The organism is Dyella sp. 2HG41-7, from assembly GCF_021390675.1.
Taxonomy (GTDB): Bacteria; Pseudomonadota; Gammaproteobacteria; order Xanthomonadales; family Rhodanobacteraceae; genus Dyella_B.
Genome location: NZ_JAJEJV010000004.1, coordinates 2,810,210 through 2,832,211, shown reverse-complemented (window position 1 = coordinate 2,832,211; position 22,002 = coordinate 2,810,210). Strand labels below are relative to the sequence as shown.

The window sequence follows — 22,002 nt, the reverse complement described above, 5'->3', positions numbered from 1 at the left end:
GGATGCAACCGCGATACGTGGCGGACGGCGCATTCATGCGCGGCGCCGTCCAGGCAACATGGCCCGCAGTGTTTGGTCGCGCAAAATAAAGTGATGCCAAAGCGCGGCGGCGATATGCAGCAACACCAGGGCGAGCAACACCCACGCAACATTCAAATGCCAGGCGGTCAAGGTGTCGGCGAGATCTTCGTCGGAGTTCACCAGTGCGGGCAGCGTGATGCCGAACAGATGCACCGGCTTGCCTTCCGCATCGCTGAGCGCCCAGCCAAGCAAGGGCTGCGCAAGCAAGATCGCGTAGATGGCGATATGGGTGAGCCCCGCCAGTACACGAAAAATTTTGGGCACGCGGTTGGTTAGCGGCAGCTTGCCGAGCTGGATGCGAATCGCTATGCGCACAAAAAACAATATCAACACGAACAGACCGAAATGGCGGTGTCCTTCCAGCAGCCATTGCCGTACGACGCGGCCGTCCATCTGATCGCGCACGAGAATAAAGGCCACGGCCGTCACCACGCAGAACACCGTGAGCCAGTGCAGATAGATCATCTTTGCGGGGCGTAACGTGGAAACGGGTTTGCCGAGGGAGGCAGTGCCGGTTTTGACGTTGGACGTGGAAGCCGCACCACGATGTCGCCCTGCTTGTGCTTCGTTCTCCCGCGCCATGTTCGAAGTGCTCTTTTGCATGTCATGGTTGGCTGTCTGCTCGCGGCGGAGCAGGGCGAAAGGCAAGGAACCTTATGCGGGTGAGTGCGTTGCGATGCGGGAAAGGTTGCTTTCGCAACGCGATGCACCGACGCAACCTTTGTCGATAGGGCCGGCACTCAAGCGTGTAGGTCACCATCACATTCCACGGCCGGCCCAAACATGGAAATCGAACGAGTCCAGTTGCAACAACATGGCGACAGCCGCGGCATGCTGATCGCGCTGGAGCAGGACCAAAACGTGCCCTTCGAAATCCGTCGCGTGTATTACCTGTTCGCGACGAAGTGCGATGTGCGTCGCGGCCAACACGCGCATCGTCATTTGCATCAATTGGCGATCGCGGTGCGAGGATCGGTGACGTTTCTGCTGGATGACGGCACGGGACCGGTGGAAGTGGTGCTCGACGATCCGACGCGCGGCTTGGTATTGGGTCGCATGGTATGGCGCGAGCTTTTCGATTTCAGCGACGACTGCGTGCTGATGGTATTGGCCGATCAGGTTTACGATCCCAACGACTACATCACCAACTACGCCGATTTCCTGCGTGAGGTCAACGGCGCCGTGTATCGGGAGAACATGGCCGCATGTCTCGCCCGCTAGTCATTATTGGCGCGGGCGAGTTCGCGCAAATCGCCTGCGAATACTTTACGCACGATAGCGACTACGACGTGGTCGCTTTCAGCGTCGAGCGCGAATACCTCACGCAGCCGACGCTCGCGGACCGTCCCGTCGTGCCTTACGAAGATCTAGAGGTGCGTTATCCGCCCGCCGATGTCGACGTGTTCGTCGCGATTCCGGCCAGTCAATTGAATCGGCTGCGTACGCGATTTTTTCTGGATGCCAAACGCCGCGGTTATCGGTGCGCCACGTATGTCAGTACGCGCGCTTTTGTGTGGCGCAATGCCGAAGTGGGCGAAAACAGCTTTATTTTCGAAAACAACGTGATTCAGCCCTTCGTTCGCGTGGGTAACAACTGCGTCTTGTGGAGCGGCAATCACGTCGGGCATCGGGTGGTGGTGAACGACCATGTGTTTATCGCATCGCATGCCGTGATATCCGGCTACTGCGATATCGGCGAGAGCAGCTTTATCGGGGTAAACACCACGTTTAACGACAAAGTGAAAGTGGCGCACGATAACGTGATCGGTTCCGGCGCCTTGGTGACGAACGATACCGAGCCGGGCAAGGTGTACGTCGGCTCGCCCGCCCGCGCGCTGCCCGGTCGATCAAGTTTCGATGTCAGGCTGTAAAACGCCCATGTTCGAATGGACGAAGAAAGGGCTGGTCTTCGAAACCACGCGACACAGCGTCGGCGCCTGGATGCGCCATTCCGCGCTGACGCCCACACCTTATCGCATCGACGAATACCTTATTCGCGTGTACGCGGGATTTCGCGATGACGAAGGCGTCAGCCGTATCGGCTATGTGGATGTAAACGCCGATAATCCCGCCGAAATCGTACGCGTCAGCCAAAGGCCAGTGCTGGATATCGGGCGAGGCGGCTGCTTTGACGATCGCGGAATGATTCTGGGCGACGTCGTGAATACGCCGCACGGCCTGCATATGCTCTATGTGGGTTTTCAGCACGTCGAAAAAGCCAAGTTCCTGGCATTCAGCGGTTTAGCGATTTCCAACGACGGCGGCGAACACTTTCGACGCGTGCAGGAAACGCCGATTCTGGACCGCGCGCGCGGACGCAGCACTATCGCGGCGATTCATTCTGCGACGTATGTGAACGGCCGATGGCGGCTCTGGTACGCCGTCGGCGACGACTGGGAATATATCGGCGGCCGTCCTTTTCCGCGTTATCACATCCGCTATGTAGAAACGGACGACCTTGCCGATATACCTCGCGAGGATCGCATTTGCCTGCTTCCGCGAAACGATGAATATCGCATCGGGCGACCGCGCGTGTACGAGCTTGGCGGGAAATACGTCATGTATTTTACGTGCGGCACTACATCTGGGCACTATTTTCCCGGCGTGGCGTATAGCGAGGACGGCGTCAACTGGGAGCGCCATGACGATGCGCTTGGCATCGCGCTTTCTGAGAAGGGCTGGGATTCGCGCACCCTGTGTTATCCAGCGTTGATCCGTCAGCACGACACGTTGCTGATGTTCTACAACGGCAACGATATGGGCGTGGATGGCTTTGGCGTCGCCGAAGCGGACGCCGCGCACGTACACGGTGACGCCGATGTTCTCGCTTAAGACTTACGCGCCGGCGGATGCGAAAGCGTGGGACGCCGTCGTGCGAAGCTCCCGAAACGGCAATCTGTTGCATCGGCGAAGTTATATGGATTATCACGCCGATCGCTTTGTGGATCGGTCGTTGTTGATCGAGCGAGATAATCGTCTGATCGCGGTATTGCCCGCCAGCCTGCAAGGCAAGACGGTAAGTAGTCACGGCGGACTCACCTATGGTGGTCTGATCGTAACCGAGGCGTTGCAGGCGGAGGCCGCGCTTACGGTGTTTCAGATGATCGGCGCGCATTATCGGGCCCAGGGCGTCGAGCGTCTGATTTACAAGGCGATACCGCATGTTTTTCATCGCTATCCGGCCGAGGAGGATCTTTTTGCGCTGCATTGGCTCGGGGCGCGATTGGTGCGCAGGGATATCTCCTCCGTTATCGCGATGAGCAATCCGCTGGGCTATACGACGATGCGCAAGCGTTCGATCAAGCGAGCCGGGCGTCATCACATGGCGATGCGCACGGTCTCAAATGTCGCGGCGTTTCACAACTTGCTTTCGGACGTACTGCGTCGGCACGATGCGGCGCCGACGCACAGCATGCAGGAATTGCAGCTGCTCCGCGGACGGTTTCCCAACGAAATCGTGCTGTATCAGGCGCATCATGACGAAGACCTGCTCGCCGGAGTCGTGGCCTACGATTTCGGGCATATCGTGCATATGCAATATATGGCCGCCTCGCAGCACGGGCGAGAGCTCGGTGCGCTCGACTTGTTGCTTGATACGCTGATTACGACGACCTACGCGTCCAAGCATTATTTCAGCTTCGGCATTTCTACCGAACGCGAAGGACGGTTTCTCAACGGCTCGCTGATCGCGCAGAAGGAACATTTCGGCGCGCGCGGCGTCGTGCACGATTTCTACGAGTGGAGCCTGTGATGCGCGTTCCATTCCTGAGTCTGCGAGACGTCCATGCGCGTTATGCCGATGAACTGAAAGCCGCTGCATCGCGCGTGATCGATTCGGGCTGGTATGTGCTGGGCGAAGAAGTGCCCGCGTTCGAGCGCGAATTCGCTGCCTACTGTGGCGTTCGCCATGCCGTTGGCGTCGGCAATGGACTGGACGCGTTGTCGCTGATTTTGCGGGGTTACAAGGAACTTGGCTTTCTTCACGACGGAGACGAAGTGCTGGTGCCGGCCAATACGTTTATCGCAAGTTTCTTGGCGATTACGACGAACGGGCTGGTGCCGGTTCCCGTCGAACCGGACCCGGCCAGTTTCAATATCGACGCCGCTTGCGCGAAAGCTGCCATCGGCTCGCGCACGCGCGCGGTCATGGCGGTGCATCTGTACGGTCAGCTGGCTGATATGACGGCGCTGACTGCGCTGGCGAGACGCCATGGATTGCTGTTGATCGAGGACGCCGCGCAAGCGCACGGTGCGATGTGCGATCGGCAGAAAGCGGGCGCGTTCGGCGATGCTGCGGCCTTTAGTTTTTTCCCCGCCAAGAACCTTGGCGCGCTTGGCGACGGCGGCGCTGTGGTCACGAACGACACGGCGCTGGCCAAGTGCGTGGCGGCCTTACGCAATTACGGATCGCAGACGAAATACCACCACTTGTTTCAAGGCCTCAATTCGCGTCTCGACGAGATTCAGGCGGCTATGTTGCGGGTGAAGTTGAAGTACCTGGACGAAGACACCGCGAGGCGCCGTCATGTGGCCTGCCGTTATCGCGAGGGCATACATCATCCGCATATCCAGCTGCCGAGCGCGATATCCGAAGAGCGCCACGTATGGCATTTGTTTGTCGTCCGCTGCGCTTATCGCGATGCGTTGCAGCGTCATCTGCAAGCAAACGGCATTCAGGCGCAGGTGCATTATCCGGTTCCGCCGCATCGGCAACCGGCGTATCCGTCGTTGCATGGATTGTCCTTGCCGCTGACGGAGGCCCTGCATCGTGAAGTGCTGAGCCTTCCCATCAGTCCGGTCATGAGCGAAGACGAGGTCGATGCAGTGATCGACGCGTGCCAAACCTTCGAGCCGCCGACATGAATGTGGTGCGCGCCAGTACGTATTCCGTGATCGCAACCGGCGCACGGCTGCTCGCTGCGCTGGTGGTGATCAAGTTGGTGGCGTGGTTTGCTGGCCCCGAAGGCGTCGGCAAAATGGGGCAGTTTATGAGCCTGATGTCGTTGCTTGCGGTGCTTGCGGGTGGCGGCATCGGCACGGGCGTCGTGAAATATGTAGCCGAGTATCGGCACGATACGGCGAAGCTTGCGCGTCTGCTTTCCGCAGCGTTGTGGTACGCCGTGTGTGCGTCGTGCGCCATGTGCGTGGTCACGCTTATTTTCAATCGCCCGATTACGCAGTGGCTGATGGGGGATCTGCGCTATCAAGGCGTGATCCAGGTGTTGGCGGTGGCTCAGCTTGGTATCGCGTTGGCGAACTACGGGTTGGCGGTGATCAACGGTTTTATGGACGTGCGCCGGTTGGCTTTGGTGCAAGTCGTCGGGTCGATGGGAAGTATCGTCGCGGTCGTGCTGCTTGCCCGCGCGTTTCAGCTCTATGGCGCGTTGCTCGCCTTGATCGTCGGTCAGCTGGCGCTGCTGGTGGTCGGTTTTCCGGCGCTCAAACGCAGCGGTTATTTCTTGCCGGTGATGTTTCGCGCGCGCTACGACCGCGAGATGGTGTCGCGGTTGGCGGCCTTTTCCGTGATGACCTTGGTTTCGGCGCTGTTGCCGCCGCTGGTCGGCATCGGCGTGCGCGACCATCTGGCGGGACAATTCGGTTGGCAGCAAGTCGGCTATTGGCAGGCCGTGAGCAAAGTGTCGGACGCGTATCTGCTGTTCGCGACGTCAGCGATCAATATCTACTATCTGCCCAAACTGGCTTCGACGCACGACCGCGCATCGCTGGTTGCGGAGCTTCAAAAAGCCTATCGCATCGTGCTCCCGGTTGTCGCCGCGTTGGCCGCGGTGGTCTATGCGCAGCGGAGTCTGGTAACTCGCGTCTTGTTCTCGGCGAATTTTTACGAGGCAAAAGCCTTGTACGCGCCGCAGCTGATCGGCGACGTGCTGAAAATCGCCTCGTTCATACTTTCCTACCTAATGCTCGCCAAGGCGATGACGAGACTATTTGTCGCCTCCGAATGCGTATTCGCGATCAGCTACGTGGCTCTCGTGTACGTATTTACGGCTTACTTCGGCCTGATCGGCGCGATGTACGCGTTCGCGGTCAACTATCTTTTGTATCTGACGTTCAACGTGGTGGTCGCACGGCGCTATCTGAGGGGAGTAGAGCGGTGATAGGCGAAACACCATTGGTTTCCGTATTGATTCCCGCGTTCAATCATGAACGCTTTATCGAGCGGTGCCTGGACAGCGTGCTGGAAGAACCCTATCCGAACAAAGAGATCGTCATCATCGATGACGGTTCCACCGACGGGACGGCGGAGCGCATCGCCACCTGGATCGATCGTCATGGCGACGAGATACCTGTCGAATACGTGCGCCGGGACAACCGTGGCGTCGCGGCGACGTTGAACGAGTTGGCGGCGCGCGCGCGTGGCGCATTTCTGCGCCTGGGCGCCAGCGACGATTATCTGCTGCCTGGCGGACTCGACGAGCAGGTTCGCTATTTGATGGCGCATCCGAACAAATGGGCGGTGATCGGCGACTCGGTGGTGGTGGACCAGGATGGCCGAAGGCTGCACGACAGCGGCATGCGCGATCTGCATCATGCCGACAAAGATCTCTATCGCTCGGACGACGGCATTCGTCATGCGGTGATCAGTCAGTGGGCGGTAGGCGGACCGGTTGCATTGCTGAGGAAACGGGCGCTCGATACCGTCGCCGGATGGAATGAGGGATTGTGCATTGACGATTGGGATTTCTTTCTTCGTCTTGCTGCCCACGATGCGGTCGGCTTTGTCGACGTCAGCGTCTGTGCCTACCGTATTCACGACACCAATATGAGTCGGACGCGGCACCGCGCAACGCGCATTCTCAACCTCACCGAGTCCAGGCAGGTAGCGATCCGCCGAATCGCGCTGTTTAGCGAGCCGTACCGAACTCTGCTTTGGGCACAATCACACTTTATCGCCGCGAAGATTTCGTTCTTGCAGCGACGGGCAGGGGCGTTGGCGTTTCATCTGCTGGCTTACGCATCCTTGCTGTTGGTTTCCAAAATCAAACCTTCCGCCTCGCACACGGTGGTGAGGGAAGTATGAGGTGGATGCTGCGGCTGCCGTCGGTATATCTGAGTCTGCCGATGCTGATCGCCTGCGGGTTGACGTTGCTTACCTACGACTTGCCGCAGGGATATGAAGAAGGGCTGCTATTGCTCATCATGGTGGCGTTTCTTTTTGTGGTATTCGATGGGCTATGTGGCATACGCCTTCCACGCGTCAAGGCTTTTCGCATGCGCGACTATGTCGGAACCCGCGAAGCCTTTGTGGCATTGGCGCTCGCTGCGGGTATCGCGGTGTTCTGCCTGCTCGATCTGGTTCTGTTTCCCGTTCCCTTGCTGGTCAATCCCACGCTGTATGCGTCGATGGAAGGCGGGCATGAACATATTCGGCATATTTCCGATATGTGCTGGGTGCTTTGCCCGATCGGGATGCTTTGTGCGGGAAGTCGTTTATTGCGCTATGTATTGATTGCGACGGGACTGTTGTTTCCCATTTTGGTGATCGACCGAAATCGCATCTTTGCATCGCTGTTTTCGTCCGCCTTGGTGATCGCGCTGCGCAGAGACGAGAGCAAACCGCTGCCTTGGAAAATCATCGTATTTCTTGCGGTGCTCGGCGCCACGGTCTTTTCGGTGCTCGGCATGTTGCGTTCGGGCACGTTGGAGTACGTCACACTGCCTTTCAGCGATATGTATCGCAACGCGCCGCAAGGCCTGAAATGGTTGCTGCTTTATATCAGCGCGGGACCTTATAACTTCGGTGCGATGCTGGCCAAGCATTATCACAATGCGAGCTTTCTGGTTAATCAGCTCGTGCCGATGAGCGGTTCGATCGCCACCGCGGGCACCGGCATTCCGCTGGATGCATCCAATATCAATGTAGGGACGGAATATTTCCCGTTCCTATTGGCGTTGGGTCCCTTTGGCGCGGTAGCGGCGATGCTTACGTTGTACGGGTTGCTGTTGTGGAGCGTGCGACGTCTTGGTTCGACGGTTTCGCTGTTCGCGTTATTGATTTTCCTGCGCGTTTCCTACGTATGCGTGATGGCGCCCTTTGCGCCACAGGCGTTCACCTGGACAAGCGGCGGTTTTATCGCGGTGTGCCTGGTGATGCAGGTCGTGGCGGCGTGGTTGCCCAATCGAAAAGCGCGCCGGTCGGATCATACGGTGCCGGCAGGCATCTTTCCTTCTCTTAAGTGAGTCCAAAACATGGAACAGGATGAAATCTATTTGATCGATCTGTGGCGGACGCTGTTGCGGGAATGGAAATGGTTTGTCGCGCTGCTGGTGCTGGTTTTGGCGGTCACGTTCGCGTTTATCCATACGGCGAAACGCCAATGGGAAGCGACCGCGTGGATACAGATCGGTCAGGTGGGATTGGCGCCGCCGGGACAGGACCCGAAAGTGGAACCGCTTGCGCGCGTACTCGAACGTTTGCAGTTGGTGCCATTTCAGAATGACGTGATGAAGCGTATGGGCTATTCGCCCGATACGCCCGAAGCACGGCTGTTCCGCAAGAGCCTGAAGCTGGAGCCGCTGCCTTATGCCGGCCCGCTGATCAAACTCAGCGTGAGAGGCCTGACGCCGCAACAAGCGCAACAGTTCGCGCAAGCGACCGTGGAGCAGCTGCGCGCCGTACATCAAGGTGTCGAGGCGGCGCCGTTGAAACTGGCGCATAAGCGGTTGGATGAGGTGCAGTCCGATTTGCAGAACGCGATGTCGTCGCGCGATCAGTTGCAGCAGTCCACAGGCAAAGGCGCCGGCGCCGATACGGCGCTAATCGAGAGCGCGCTGGCGCGCAAGGACGAGGAGATTCACAAGCTCCAGGAAACACGCAGCGATCTGGCCGCGCGCCTCAGCGCCAATTACACGTACGAGACATCGTTGATGTGGCCTATTTACGTGCCGGATCACCAGGCGTTTCCCAACCCGGTTTTGATGTGGGGCATCGGTCTTCTTGTTGGGTTGCTGTTGGGCGCGTTTGCCGCCGTGGCGAGAAACGCTGCGCGCCGTGGAGGGAGTCGTCCGTAAGGGCATTTTGGCTTCGCTTTACGCAACCAAAGCGGCACGCGCAGGCACTTACCGATTGAGCCGATAAGGATGGACCGATCCGTTGCGGGTTGTCTCCCGGCCCCTTTTTCCGATGCCAGCGTATGCCGCCTTCCGGTGTGACGGAGAGTGAAGTGAAAGGATCGACGAATCGCAAGTTCGAAGGCGACACCGCCGCGGCATTGAGCGATGCTCAATTGCTTCAGACACAGGCCGCGTTCGACAGCGTCGCGGCCGATTACGATGGCCCACGCGGCAACAACGATTTGATCCAACGGATGCGGCTGGCGATGTGGGACGCGGTATCTCGTGAAGTGTCGAAGGGGGCAGCGCTGCTCGACCTCGGATGCGGTACAGGTATCGACGCCATCGAGTTTGGTCGCCGCGGTTATCGTGTGGTGGCGAGCGACTGGTCGCCGCAGATGGTGGCGCGCACGCGTGCTCGTGCGTCATCGACCGGCCTGGATGATCGGGTGACCACGGCGCATGTCGGCGTCCATCAGCTCGCGCAACTGGAGGGACGATTCGACGGCATCTATTCGAATTTCGGTCCGCTCAATTGCGCGCCGGATCTACGTAGCGTCGCAGCCGAATGCATGCGTCTGCTTCGACCGGGCGGTAAATTGGTTTTCTCCGTCATGGGCCGCCTGTGTCCGTGGGAATTGGCGCACTACGGATTTCGAGGACGCTTCAAACGCGCGAGTGTGCGTGCGAAGCGCGGCGCGACGGCCGTGGGCATGAATCGCCACACCATTTGGACGTACTACTACTTTCCGCGCGAGTTCTATCGCGCGTTCAACGATCACTTTACGTTGGAAAGCTACCGCGCGCTGAGCTTGTTTATGCCGCCGCCCTATCTCGTGGAGTACTACCGCCGTCATCGCACATGGTGCGATCGCTTGGGCAGGCTGGACGACCGCTTCGACGGCCTGCCATTTTTTCGCGACATGGGCGATCATTTTCTGATGATCATGCGGCGGCGCTGATCTATGTACCCGCCTGACGCAGCGATGGATATCAGCATTCACGGCGCGGTATCGGTGACGCCCGAATGCGTATTGCGCGCGCCCTTGCCGATCCGGGCAGGGTGCATCGCGCCGAGTGCTCGGGCCAGGGCGTATCGCGTGGACCTACGCGATCATTGTGTGTTCCCAGGGCTGATCAACGCACACGAGCATCTGCATATCAATGCGGTGCCGCCGCTGCCTGCGGCGGAGCCGTTCCCGAGCAGCTACGCATGGATTTGCGCGTTTCAGGCGCACTTCGATACGCCCGGCGTAGTGGAAGCTTTGCAGGTGCCCAAGGCGCTGCGCTATCGCCATGGCGCGTTGAAAAATCTGCTCGCCGGCACGACCTGCGTGGCGCATCACGATCCGTGGCATCCCGCGCTCGACGCGATGGATTTTCCGGTCGCCGTGCTGCGCGACTACGGTTGGAGTTATGCGCTTGGATGGCCCGAATACGGCCCGCCTGCGCGCGCGAGTTTCGCCGCTACACCAGACGAATGGCCTTGGTTTATTCATCTGGCCGAAGGAACCGACGCCGCTGCGCAAGCCGAATTGGAGGCGCTGCATGAGTTGGGATGCCTGGGTCCAAACAGCGTGTTGATTCACGGCGTGGGATTGCGGGAGCAGGATATCGATCGCATTCTCGCGCGTGGCGCCGCCGTGGTGTGGTGTCCTCGCAGCAATCGCGCCTTGCTCGGCGCCACGCTCGATCCGCGTCGGCTGTATGCGGCCGGGAGGCTCGCGTTGGGCACCGATTCACGACTGAGCGGCGCGCGCGATATGTTGGAAGAGTTGCGCGAAGCCGATCGTCTTTCCGAGTTGTCATCCAAACAGTTGCTTGCTCTGGCGACGACGCACGCGGCGCGCATTCTTCGCTTGTCGTGGCGCGGCGATCTTCTGCCCGGAGCGCCGGCGGACCTGGTGATCGTCGAAGATCGTGGCGGCGAGGCGGCGAGCAATCTGGTCGGCATCGAACGCAGTCAAATTCGCGCTGTAGTGAGGGATGGCGTTCCGCGTATCGCCGATCTAGATTTTGAAGAATGGTTTGCATTCGCTGGCATCGACACCGTGCGCGTGTGGTTGGACGGAAAACCGAAATTGCTGGATCGTGCGTTGGCCGATCCTGCGTTGATGGCGCTTGAGCCTGGTTTGGAATCTGTATTCGAGCCCGAACGAAACAGCGAATCGGTTACCGCAGAGGCGAGGTATTGCGTATGACGCGCGTGCCGATTCTGGAGCCCAGCGAGGCTTATGCGTTGTGGGCGCCGAACTATCCGGCGCATGCGCACAATCCCGTGATGCTGGCGGAGCAACGCGCGATGTTGTCGTTGATGCCGACGACCATGCAAGGTCAATCCGTGCTCGATGCTGGATGCGGAAGCGGTCGCTATATGTTGCAGATGCTGCGGCGGGGCGCTACGCGTGGTACGGGAATCGATCTGTCCGAGGCGATGTTGGCGCGTGCGCGTAGCGAGATTGGCGCGCATCCGGATGGCGTACACGTCGCATGGATGCAAGGCAGTCTGATGGCGCTTCCAGTGTTGGACGCTTACGCAGATACGTCCGTGTGCGGTCTGGTGGTGGGGCATCTGGAGAATCTGCACCAGGCGTTGAGCGAACTGCGTCGCGTCACGCGTCCTGGCGGCACGATTTTATGCAGCGATGTGCATCCGATCGGTCACGCGCTGGGCTGGTTGCGCGACTTCAAGGCCGGTGGTCATCGCTACGCGGTACGCCATACGGCGCATCTCTATAGCCATTGGCACGCGGCGTGCGCGGCGCTGCGTCTTTCCATTGAGGATGTTTTGGAGCCGATGCTCGACCCGGCGGATATTCCCGACGGTGCGCGCTTCGATCAGGCGGCGTTGGAGGTTCCTGTCGCCTTGGTTTTTCGACTGAGGCGGATGCCTTGAACTACTTTCTGCGATTCACACCATGAGCCGTACGCCTAATACGCTGCTGATCAATCCCACGATCACGTCGCGCTCCAGCGCGAGGTTTCCGCTATCGCTGCTGCATGTATCGGCCGCGCTGGATAAAACGGGAACCAGCCAGATTATCGACGGCAATGTGGATCGCGATGTCGTCGCCGAAACCTTGAATGCCTTGCGTCGGCAGACGTTCGATGCCGTGGGCATCAGCGTGATGGGCGGACCGCAGATGGCGCCGGCGATTGCGGTATCTCAAACCATACGTGAACACTTTCCACGTATGCCGATTGTATGGGGCGGCTACTTTCCGACGTTGTATACGGATGTCGCGCTAACTGCGCCGTATGTCGATGTCGCGATACGCGGGCAGGGCGAAGACAGCATGCCTGAATTGGTGGCCGCGCTTGGCGGATATTCGGCGCGGCCGTTGGAAACCATCGCCGGATTGTCGTGGAAACGCGACGGCGAGATCGTGCATAACCCGAACCGACGTATTGCGTTTCACCCGACAGCCTCCGTGCTGAACTACGACAAGCTGGGTGACCCGCGGCGTTACTTGGCGCGCACGTTTCTCGGTAAGCGAACGGCGGCCCATCAGGCAGCCATCGGATGTCGCTTTCGATGCACCTTTTGCGGCGTGGCGGCGATGTTCGGCGGCGCGACGGCGTTACCCGCAGCGGCGCAACTCGAGCGAGATCTCGGCTATCTGAAATATCAGCTTGGCGCGGACTCGATTCAGTTTTTCGACCATAACTTCTTCGACCGCGAAGAAGACATGATTCCGCTGCTGGAGGTGATGGCGCGGCTGGAGTTGCCATGGTGGTGTTACGCCCGGTCGGACGCGCTGCTGAAGCTGTCCGAATCGTCGTGGAAGTTGGTGCGCAAAAGCCGATTGCGCATGGCCTACATCGGCGCGGAGTCGCCCAGCGGACAAATGTTGAAGGAAATTCGAAAGGGCACGCGGCCGAATCAGACATTGGAGGTGGCCGAGCTGTGTCGGCGTCACGGTGTGGTGCCCGAACTTTCCTTTATGGTGGCGCCGCCGGAAAACACGGAAGAGGAAACGGAGCGTACGTTCGAATTTATTCGCGAACTGAAGCGGATTAATCCCGCTTCGGAAATCATCGTCTATATCTATACGCCTTTGCCCGATAGCAGCCGACACGAGAAGGATCGCGGCAAGCATCTGTCGTCGCCGCTGCTCGATGTACATGGCGAACCGGTGATCTTTCCCAAAACGCCGGAGGAATGGACACAGCAACGCTGGGTCGATTACGCCTGTCATGCCGATGCGCCATGGCTCACCGACAAACTTCGCCAACGGATCCAGGATTTTGTGACGGTGTTGCGCTGCCGTTTTCCTACCGCGCAGGATATGCGCTCGCCGCCGTGGGCGAAACGCGCGTTAAGCACTGCCGCGTCGTGGCGTTATCGCTATCGTCGGTATGATCGTCCGTGGGAGCTGAAACTGGCGGATCGTCTCGTCAAATTGCGTATGCCTCAGGTATCGGGCTTGTAACGCGATGCCGGCATTGCATATCGCACAGGTGAATTTCTTTCCTGCACCGAGCGATCTCGCACTGGCCGAGGTGCTGGAGCAATGGCCGTCGCTGGGGGATATCGCCGAGGCCGTCGCAAGCGCCGGCATGCGCGTGTCGGTCATTCAGGCCGGCGCGAGCAGCGAACGGCTGACACGGGACGGGATCAATTACCACTTGGTGGATGTTCGCTCGTCGGAGACGGCTGCCGAAAAAGGACATCGGCTTGCCGAATACATCAATGAGATCGAGCCGGATGTTTTGCATGTGCACGGCTTGGGGTTTGCGGAGGAGGCATCGGCGGTATCGCGGTATCTGCCCGAGCTTCCCATTGTGCTTCAGGATCACGCCGACCGGCCATCGCCTTGGTGGCAGCGGAATCAATGGCGAAGCTGGTACAGCTGCGCCTCAGCGGTGGCGTTCACGGCGCCGGATCTCGCTAGGCCGTTTACACGTGCGGGCATGTTCAAAGCGCAAACAAGCGTGTTTGCGATACCGGAGTCCAGCAGTCGTTTTACGCCAGGAAGCCGTGCGCTGGCGCGCGCGGAGACCGGGCTCTATGGTGATCCGTGCGTGCTTTGGGTAGGTCATCTGAATGTGGGCAAGGACCCGCTAGTGGTCTTGGATGGTGTCGCCAGAGCGGCCACGCGCATGCCCGGCATGCGTTTGTGGTGTGCGTTCGGAAGTGGTGCGCTGCTAGACCGGGTGCAGCGACGGATTGATCGTGATCCGCAATTGCAAGGCCGCGTGCATCTGCTTGGCAAGGTGAACCATGCGCGGGTGGAATCGTTGATGCGCGCGGCGGACGTCTTTGTGTCCGCCAGTCGTTCGGAGAGTTGCGGCTATGCGTTGTTGGAAGCGATGGCGTGCGGTCTTCCGCCCGTGGTGACGGATATTCCCTCGTTCCGCGCATTGACGGGTAACGGGCGCATTGGTCGTCTGTGGCCACGCGGCGATGCGGAGAAGTTATCCGAAGCGTTGATTTCCGTGACCAGAAATCGACCGACGTGCAAGCAGATCCGTGCACACTTCGATGCGTCGTTGTCGTTTGCGGCCGTGGGGCGTCAATGGGCGCAGGCCTATGCGCAGGTGCTGGAAAGCCGTTGCGGGAGAGTAACGTGAAGATCGCGCTGGTGGTGCCGGGTGGCGTGGATCGAAGCGGTGAGTATCGCGTGATTCCGGCGTTTCTCGCCTTGATCGAACGACTGGCGCGCACGCACGAGCTTCATGTGTTTGCGTTACATCAGGAGAAGCGCGCCGCGAGCTGGCAATTGCTTGGCGCGACTATCCACAATATTGGCGACACGCGAACGCGGCTGCGTGCGATGCGCGCCATACGCCGAGAGCATTTGCTTGCGCCGTTCGATATCGTGCATGCAATTTTCTCCGGCTCGTGCAGCTTTGTCGCCGTGTCAGCGGCGAAATTGTTGCGCTTGCCTTGCCTGGTGCATGTCGCCGGCGGCGAGCTCGTTGCGCTGCACGATATTGGATACGGTGGGCGTCGGTCCTGGAAAGGGCGCTTGCGTGAGGCGGTGATATTGCGTGCCGCAGACGTAGTGACGGCCGCCAGCTCGCCGATGGTCGACGCGTTGCACGCACTGGGAATTGCGGCGGTGCGTGCGCCGTTGGGTGTGGATCTACGTAGCTGGCCGCCGATGTCTCCGCGCGCTCGGTGCGACACGCAAGCCAGGCTGATTCATATCGCGAGCTTGAACCGCGTCAAGGATCAGGAGACGTTGTTGTTAGCTTTGGCGGCGGTTGCGAAAACCGGCGTTGCCTTTCATATGGACATCGTAGGCGTCGACACCTTGGATGGCGAAGTGCATCGTCGTGTCGCCGAGCTCGAATTGGCAAGGCACGTCCGTTTTCTCGGTTTCAAGACGCAACACGAGTTACGCCCGCTCTTGGAGTCCGCCGATCTGCTCGTGATGTCGTCTTTGCATGAGGCCGGTCCGCTGGTGACGCTGGAAGCGGCGGCAGTGGGCGTGCCAACGGTGGGTACGGAGGTCGGGCATATCGCCGAGTGGTCGCCTTCTGCAGCATTGGCCGTACCTGTGCGCGATTGGGCGGCGTTAGCGAATGCCATCCATCAAGTGCTGGTGGATGAAGCATTGCGATTGAAACTGGCAGAGCGCGCACAACGTCGAGCAATGTTGGAAGATGCCGACTGCACCGCGCGCACGTTCGAAGCGCTGTATCGCCGATGCCTTGCGCGACGCTATACGGACGGAGATTCCAGGGCGGCGCGCACCACGTAAAGCGTATCCATGCGCGGCACGGGCTGTGTCAACCAGGTGAGAATGCGCCGCCGCTGCGAGCTGCGAACCCAGTGTTGTCCTTGCAGCCAGACCTGTGTGCGCATCATGTCGGCGCGCTCTTTCACAGCTTCTTCCGTGGGTCTGACGCGGCGAACGAGGTAGCGGCCGACTTCGCCGAGCGTACGGCACCATTCGATGCCAGGTAACGCTTGCAACCAAAGCGCCGAGCAGGACACCCGCGTCAACGTCTGGCGACGCGAGACGCTGCTCAACACAGGCGGACATTCGTGTTCGAGCCGTGTGAGCAATGCAGCGGGGACGGCATTCTTGTAATAACGCGCAACCAGGCGCAGCGGTGGCAAGGCCCACCAAGGATTGGCGTCGGATTCTTCTTCCCACAACACGTGCCAATCGCTCGCCGCCATGCGGGTTGCCAACAGTGAGATATCGTTCAAGTGCATCAGGCGAAGGCTGCGGGCGCAGATATTTCCGGCGGCATGAAGCAGAAGATGGCTCATCAATGCACCGGTCGATGGGTAGGCATTGATCCCGGGATGAGGTTGCAGCGGATAGATTTTCGCGGTGATGTCGACGATCGATATAGGCAGTCGCTCCTGGATATGCGCGTGGAGTTCGATGTTGACGGGAGTGTCGCGATGCTCGCCCAATCCGGCTTTTGGCTGGCAGTCCGTCGGCGCGAACGTGCGATGTTTCCATTGCGCAAACGACTCGCGATAGCCAAGCTCGTTCAACATGGCTGCCGCGCGATCCATATGGTCTTCGTGAACCAGCAGATCGATATCGGCCATCGGGCGATCGCCGGGTGCGTAGAGCCCCAGGGCGTGCAGCGCGGAACCTTTCAAGGGAACGACGGCGAGCCCCATCGCGTGGGCATGCGTGTCGATGTCTTTCAGCATGGATGCGATGCGCTGATAGCGGCACGCAACATGCTCGTGTTGCGCTTCTAGAAACTGCCGCCACGGCGCGTTTTGCCAGGTGGAAAACCTGGAGAGCAGTGGCGAGATGCCGTGCGCCGTCGCGGCGGCCATCGCCAATCGCCATTCGACGTCGGTCCAATCCGGTGTGGCGCCGCCGGGACGTGCAGCTGCCAGTTCCGCGGCGAGCGCTTCCGTCGTGCGATGCAGGCCGGACCTAACGAATTTGAGCGACGGCGAGACGGGTTGCGGGACGTTCATGATCGGACGCCGTGGTGAGTGATGAGGCGAGGACGGTTTGCGTACGATGTGCTTGTTCATCGGCGATCAGCGCGTCCCATCGCGCATCGAGTTCCGCGAGCTTGCACGCGTAGTCGTCGGGCGATTCGTGTATACGGGCTTGCTGGAGCGTTGTCTGCGCATGCAGAAGATCGCGCACATGACGGTAGAAGTCGGAGTTGTATGCGCCTCGAAACATCATGGAGAGATCGTCGCTGTCCAGCCAATGCGTTTTCTCGCCGAGTTGCGCTTTGACCTGCTCATAGAACTTGGTGCCGGGCAGCGGGTAGGACACGCTGACGCCGATATCGTCCGGCACGGCGCGCGAAACGAGATCGCGTGTCGCAAGCAGATCGTCCAGTTGCTCGCCGAGGTATCCAAGCTGGATAAAGAAACCGACACGAATGCCGTGACGGCCGAGTCGTTCGCGTGCTTCGATAAGGTTGGTGACGGTGGTGCCCTTGTTCATCGCGTTGAGTACGCGCTGACTGCCGCTTTCCGCACCGATCCATGCTTCCTTGCAACCTGCGTGCTTCAACGCAGCGGCCATGCGTTCGCTGATCAGATCGGCGCGTGTCTGAATGGTGAAAGGAATCGATCCGTCTTCGGCTTGTAGCGCGTCGCCGAACGCGGTGACCCAATCGATATGAAAGCCGAAGATGTCGTCGGCCATCCAGACATGGTCGGGATTGAAAGTGCGCTTGAGATAAATCATTTCCGCCGCGAAGTCTTGCGGACTGCGTTGTCGGTAGTGATTGCCCCAGATCGGTTTAGCGCACCAGTTGCAGCGAAACGGACAGCCGCGGGACGCGGCCATGTTGAGGCTGAAGTAGCCGTGCCGTTCCTGCCACATCGCGCGATAGCGTTCGATGTCGACCAGATCCCACGCGGGCGGATCGACCAAACGAAGATCGGGTGGCTGCACTCCAATACGCACCACTTGCGTTTGTTCGTTCTCCAACGTGGCGACGCCTCGGATGTCGGCCGTCCATGCGTTGGTGTCGATCGTCGGATTTTTTTCCAGTCGTTGCATTAGCTCGATCAGCGCTGCGATACCTTCGCCCAGCACAACGGCATGCGCGCCGGCTTTGAGAAACGCGTCGGGAAGATCGGACGCATCGGACCCTGCAACGATGACGCGGCAACCGCGCTTGCGCGCATGCGCAATCATTTCGCACGCGGCTTCGCGCATGCGGGTGAGGCACATCTTGGTGAGGTAATTGAAGTTGTCTTCGTAGATCACGACGACGTCGGGTCGTGCTGCCTCCAGCGACGCCACGTAGTCGTCGACACCTTCGGCAAGCATGCTATCGAAGAGCGACACCGCGTGTCCGCGCCCTCGGAGCAGCGCGGCGATCTGAATGGTGGCGAGCGGGGGATAAGGCTTGCCGCGCTCCCATTGCTTTCGGTCGAACCGCAGAAAATAGGAATGGCTGACCTGTATGTTGAGCATCGGGAATTAAGCCTCAGTCGCTACCGGGGTAAGCGATCGCCGTGCCGCTTCGGGGTAAAACGCGACGGGCGTGCGTTATGTTTGGTGGTGAGTGCCGTGGGGCGCGTGCGAGGTTGCGTCGACTGGTTTTCATGCAGAGCGTGCAACCTTTCGTTATGGCGACAGCACTCACCCGTCACAGATGGCGCTCGCTCAAACACCATGGCCTTGAACTTTCCACGCGACGCCTCGGCCGTCGCGACCGACCCGTTTGGCGAGCGCCGGCGTTACCCGTATGTGATGACGAAGGCGGTATTAGGTGCGCGCTTCCGCTTCGAAAGCACTAGCGTGGCTTTACTGGATTTGGTCGAGGCGGCCTACGGTGGTTTGCCGCCTTATGCGTGGGCGGATACATCGCCCGAATTTCGCATCGAGCTTCGCTTGCAGCACAGGGCGCCTTGTTACGGAAACGAACCGCCGCCGGTGCAGATGCAATCGGGCGGTGGCGCGCTGTGCGGTGTCGTGGATGCTTCCAATTATGTGGTGATGGTGCCCGGCGAGCATCGCGCCGTGATCGTGGCGACGGACGATATGCTCGCGCACGCGTATCACTTGCGGTATGAGCTGATCGAATTCGCCGTCTTTACGCTAGCGACACGAGGGCTTGGCTTGGTTCCGCTGCACGGCGCCTGTATTGGATTGGGCGGACGTGGTTTGCTGCTGTTGGGTGCGAGCGGAGCGGGGAAGTCCACGCTGGCGTTGCATTGTCTGCTGCAAGGGTTCGATGTTCTGGCCGAAGATGCGGTCTTTGTTCGACCCGATCATAGGTTTGCAGTGGGCGTTAGCAATTATTTGCATGTGCAGGCCGACGCGCTTGCTTTGATCGACGACGATGACGCGCGACGCTGGATCGGCGGGTCGCCGGTTATTCGGCGTCGAAGCGGTGTGGAGAAGTTTGAGGTGGACCTGAGGCGACGCCAATTTGCAGATGCGTCGATGGAGATTGCCGGCGCGGTCTTCGTGTCCAGTCGCATGGCGAGCGATCCCAATGTGCTGATGTCATCCATGTCCGCGATCGATGTTTTTCCACGATTTGCCACCGATCAACCGTATGCCGCAGGACAACCTGGATTCGAAGGTTTTGTGAGGCGAATCGAAAAGAAGGGGATTTACGAGCTTTGTCGAGGACGTCATCCGAACGAATCAGTTGAGGCGTTGCGTGAGGTTCTTTGCGATGTTGGCCGAATACCCCTCGAACAATCGGTAGCGAGCTGATGAGTATGTCGAATCGGCCGATGTCCGCGTTGAAGATGTTGCAGTCGCTAAGACGAATGCTGAGTTCGAGCGATGTGTCGAGAGTCGCGATGTATGTGGCGCTTTCTGTCGCGGGAGCGTTTGCGGGAAGCCTCGCCGCCGTATGCCTGGTGCCGCTGGTGCAGCCGGGTCGCGTGCTTGTATTCGGAAGCGGTTTCATCAACGCGCATAGCAGTATAGAGAGACAAATTGCCGTATTTGTCTTGATGACATGCGCCTTTGCTCTATGTCGATGGAAGGCGGCGCGACTTGGCGCCGACTTGGTCAGTCGTTGCGCGATCAACCTGCGCGGCATGGTTCACGCGCGGTTGATCGATGCACCGCTGGCATCGTTGTCGGACGCCACGTCGGCGGAGATTGCGAACGTACTTACTCACAATGTCGAAATCATCGTTCAAGGCTATAGCGCGTCGTTGCAGTTGCTGATTGCGGCGATCACGTCCATGGTCAGTCTCGGCTTCGCATTGTGGGTTTCGCCGCCGTTAGTGCTGGCGACGCCGGTGATCGCCGTGCTCGGCATCGTCGTTGCGCGCGCTTACGGTCGCGAGCAGTCCGAAGTGAGTCGCCAATACGTAACCGATTTGACGCGATTGTTTTGGCATAGCGAAGATTTTCCGCGACGTTTGCGCCATGTTCGCTCCTTCGAGCGGGAAACGGCGGAAAAGGGCAGTTACGGCGCCATATCCGCACGATTGGGTTACGGGTATAAGCGGCAATTGGAGATCGTTGCGTCCGGACGATTGCTACTGGAGCTCTTGGCCACTGTGGGCATCGCCGCATTGTTTGTTCTGGCGCATCGCTGGCGTGGTGTCGATCAAGCGTCGCTCATTGCGGTATGTCTGTTGTTGGGTCGATTGCTTCCGTATCTCGTATCGACAAAGCAAAGCTTTCAACAAGTGCGCTCAGCGGTGCCTGCGTTCGATCTGTGGGCGCGTTATATGCGGTTGGCGTCGGATCGTCCGCATTCGGGTTCCGTGAATGCGAATCGCATACACGAGCCGTTGCGTATGGAGCATATGCGAGTAACGCCGCCTGCGACGGGTCTGGACGTGCGGGACTTGGTGTTGGTTCCGGGCGAGATGACGCTGGTGTCTGGCGATTCCGGTATCGGCAAAAGCAGCCTAATCGATGTTCTGGCCGGGATGGTGAAACCGGACGTGTTCAAGGCACGCATCGGCACGCGATTGCTCGACTTCGACGACTATCGTGAGCGGGTTCGATGCGGTGCGTACGTGAGTCAGCAGGTTCGTCCGTGGCAACGCTCAGTGCGCGAATGCTTGTTGTGGGCGGCGCCGGAAGCGACCGACGATATGTTGCGGGCGGTGTTGACGGATGTCGGTCTCGATCGGCGTTTGGCGAACTCGCAAGATGGGCTCGAAACGGCCTTGCACAGCTCGTCGAGCCGGTTATCGGGCGGCGAGCTGCAACGTCTTTTGCTGGCCCAGACGATTCTGCGAAAACCGTTTATCGCTTTGCTCGACGAAGCAACCAGCGCGCTCGATTCGGCTGCCGAAATAGCGGTGCTTTCGGCGATAAAACGCCGCTTGCCGAATACGATCTTGATCGTCGTATCGCATCGCACCGGCGTGGCGGAGATCGTCGATCAATGCCTGTCGATAAACGGCGATTCGTCGATTGCTATCGCGAAGAGAAATGCAACGCCACGCAGCAATGCGTTAGTGGAAACCGGTTGAATCGGGAGCGACCGCATCGTCGCTAGCCCCGGATGGCAGAAGTTCGCCTTTGTAGGGCATCAGCCGGCAGTCGAAGGCGCGCCATCGGCCGTCGCTGCCTTCGATATTGATGACCGGTTCGCCTTCGGTTGCTCCATCTTGGTAGCAGCGGCGCATGACATACGACAACGCGTCTTTTCGGTTTCGGAAGCGCAATGGCTTCCCATCCGAAACAAGCACACAGCCGCTTGCTTTGTTCCCTGGTTGATGAAGATAGAAGTGGTGCACAGCGTCACCAAAAGAGTGCGGCGTCGTCACCAACTTTGAAGTTGCGTTCGTAGGGAAAGGGTGATGCCCGCGTCACCTCTATTTGAAGGAATTCGAAAACCATCACGGATTTGAAATCGAGGGAGTTTGTCCTCGACATCTGCGTCACGGACAGCTCGTTCAAACCATTGCGAATGCGCGCTCCGAGATCATGCAACAAAGGATTCGCACGAGGGCGC

At 59.4% G+C, this 22,002-nt stretch carries 21 protein-coding genes; 17 read left to right on the top strand and 4 right to left on the bottom strand.

Annotated features, from left to right (window positions below; genetic code table 11):
• Positions 1-33: 33 nt before the first annotated feature.
• Positions 34-684 (bottom strand): cytochrome b/b6 domain-containing protein, encoded by a 651-nt coding sequence (locus L0U79_RS14010; RefSeq protein ID WP_233842884.1) that lies wholly within the window; start codon positions 682-684, stop codon positions 34-36.
• Positions 685-864: 180 nt separating this feature from the next.
• Between L0U79_RS14010 and L0U79_RS14005 the strand changes: the two genes are divergently transcribed.
• The 15 genes from L0U79_RS14005 to L0U79_RS13935 all read left to right on the top strand — a co-directional run bounded on the left by L0U79_RS14005 (position 865) and on the right by L0U79_RS13935 (position 15,863).
• A complete protein-coding gene (locus L0U79_RS14005; RefSeq protein ID WP_233842883.1) occupies positions 865-1,302 on the top strand; it encodes an FdtA/QdtA family cupin domain-containing protein in 438 nt (145 codons plus the stop codon).
• A complete protein-coding gene (locus L0U79_RS14000) occupies positions 1,287-1,952 on the top strand; it encodes an acetyltransferase (protein ID WP_233842882.1) in 666 nt (221 codons plus the stop codon). The genes L0U79_RS14005 and L0U79_RS14000 overlap by 16 nt, the downstream gene beginning before the upstream one ends.
• A 7-nt stretch (positions 1,953-1,959) precedes the next feature.
• Positions 1,960-2,913 carry a hypothetical protein gene (locus L0U79_RS13995; RefSeq protein WP_233842881.1) on the top strand — a complete coding sequence of 318 codons (954 nt, stop codon included), beginning with the start codon at positions 1,960-1,962 and terminating at the stop codon, positions 2,911-2,913.
• The gene (locus L0U79_RS13990; RefSeq protein ID WP_233842880.1) at positions 2,900-3,832 is read left to right on the top strand and encodes a GNAT family N-acetyltransferase; all 933 of its coding nucleotides are present in this window, start codon (positions 2,900-2,902) and stop codon (positions 3,830-3,832) included. Before L0U79_RS13995 ends, L0U79_RS13990 begins: the two co-directional genes overlap by 14 nt.
• Entirely contained in the window at positions 3,832-4,944 is a 1,113-nt protein-coding gene (locus L0U79_RS13985; protein WP_233842879.1) for a DegT/DnrJ/EryC1/StrS family aminotransferase, read from the top strand. The genes L0U79_RS13990 and L0U79_RS13985 overlap by 1 nt, the downstream gene beginning before the upstream one ends.
• Positions 4,941-6,197 (top strand): O-antigen translocase, encoded by a 1,257-nt coding sequence (locus L0U79_RS13980; protein WP_233843911.1) that lies wholly within the window; start codon positions 4,941-4,943, stop codon positions 6,195-6,197. The genes L0U79_RS13985 and L0U79_RS13980 overlap by 4 nt, the downstream gene beginning before the upstream one ends.
• On the top strand, positions 6,194-7,120 hold the full coding sequence (locus tag L0U79_RS13975; protein ID WP_233842878.1) for a glycosyltransferase: 927 nt from the start codon (positions 6,194-6,196) through the stop codon (positions 7,118-7,120). The genes L0U79_RS13980 and L0U79_RS13975 overlap by 4 nt, the downstream gene beginning before the upstream one ends.
• On the top strand, positions 7,117-8,280 hold the full coding sequence (locus L0U79_RS13970) for a hypothetical protein (RefSeq protein WP_233842877.1): 1,164 nt from the start codon (positions 7,117-7,119) through the stop codon (positions 8,278-8,280). The genes L0U79_RS13975 and L0U79_RS13970 overlap by 4 nt, the downstream gene beginning before the upstream one ends.
• A 9-nt stretch (positions 8,281-8,289) precedes the next feature.
• A complete protein-coding gene (locus L0U79_RS13965; RefSeq protein WP_233842876.1) occupies positions 8,290-9,111 on the top strand; it encodes a Wzz/FepE/Etk N-terminal domain-containing protein in 822 nt (273 codons plus the stop codon).
• Positions 9,112-9,263: 152 nt separating this feature from the next.
• Entirely contained in the window at positions 9,264-10,115 is an 852-nt protein-coding gene (locus tag L0U79_RS13960) for a class I SAM-dependent methyltransferase (RefSeq protein ID WP_233842875.1), read from the top strand.
• A gap of 3 nt (positions 10,116-10,118) precedes the next feature.
• Entirely contained in the window at positions 10,119-11,354 is a 1,236-nt protein-coding gene (locus tag L0U79_RS13955; RefSeq protein WP_233842874.1) for an amidohydrolase family protein, read from the top strand.
• On the top strand, positions 11,351-12,049 hold the full coding sequence (locus L0U79_RS13950; RefSeq protein ID WP_233842873.1) for a class I SAM-dependent methyltransferase: 699 nt from the start codon (positions 11,351-11,353) through the stop codon (positions 12,047-12,049). Before L0U79_RS13955 ends, L0U79_RS13950 begins: the two co-directional genes overlap by 4 nt.
• A gap of 22 nt (positions 12,050-12,071) precedes the next feature.
• The gene (locus L0U79_RS13945) at positions 12,072-13,586 is read left to right on the top strand and encodes a radical SAM protein (protein WP_233842872.1); all 1,515 of its coding nucleotides are present in this window, start codon (positions 12,072-12,074) and stop codon (positions 13,584-13,586) included.
• Between the two features lie 4 nt (positions 13,587-13,590).
• Positions 13,591-14,727 (top strand): glycosyltransferase family 4 protein, encoded by a 1,137-nt coding sequence (locus tag L0U79_RS13940; RefSeq protein ID WP_233842871.1) that lies wholly within the window; start codon positions 13,591-13,593, stop codon positions 14,725-14,727.
• Entirely contained in the window at positions 14,724-15,863 is a 1,140-nt protein-coding gene (locus L0U79_RS13935) for a glycosyltransferase family 4 protein (RefSeq protein ID WP_233842870.1), read from the top strand. The genes L0U79_RS13940 and L0U79_RS13935 overlap by 4 nt, the downstream gene beginning before the upstream one ends.
• Here the strand turns inward: L0U79_RS13935 and L0U79_RS13930 are convergent.
• Positions 15,824-17,059, bottom strand: a complete 1,236-nt coding sequence (locus tag L0U79_RS13930; RefSeq protein WP_233842869.1) for a nucleotidyltransferase family protein — start codon at positions 17,057-17,059, stop codon at positions 15,824-15,826. The genes L0U79_RS13935 and L0U79_RS13930 overlap by 40 nt on opposite strands.
• Positions 17,016-18,530, bottom strand: coding sequence for a radical SAM protein (locus tag L0U79_RS13925; protein WP_233842868.1), 1,515 nt, complete (start codon positions 18,528-18,530; stop codon positions 17,016-17,018). Before L0U79_RS13925 ends, L0U79_RS13930 begins: the two co-directional genes overlap by 44 nt.
• A 201-nt stretch (positions 18,531-18,731) precedes the next feature.
• Here L0U79_RS13925 and L0U79_RS13920 point away from each other — a divergent pair, with 201 nt between their 5' ends.
• On the top strand, positions 18,732-19,784 hold the full coding sequence (locus L0U79_RS13920; RefSeq protein ID WP_233842867.1) for a serine kinase: 1,053 nt from the start codon (positions 18,732-18,734) through the stop codon (positions 19,782-19,784).
• A gap of 5 nt (positions 19,785-19,789) precedes the next feature.
• Positions 19,790-21,517, top strand: coding sequence for an ABC transporter ATP-binding protein (locus tag L0U79_RS13915; RefSeq protein WP_233842866.1), 1,728 nt, complete (start codon positions 19,790-19,792; stop codon positions 21,515-21,517).
• Here the strand turns inward: L0U79_RS13915 and L0U79_RS13910 are convergent.
• Complete coding sequence (locus L0U79_RS13910) at positions 21,500-21,784, bottom strand: hypothetical protein (RefSeq protein WP_233842865.1); 285 nt, start codon at positions 21,782-21,784, stop codon at positions 21,500-21,502. The two genes, L0U79_RS13915 and L0U79_RS13910, sit on opposite strands and share 18 nt — an antisense overlap.
• Positions 21,785-22,002 lie beyond the last annotated feature (218 nt).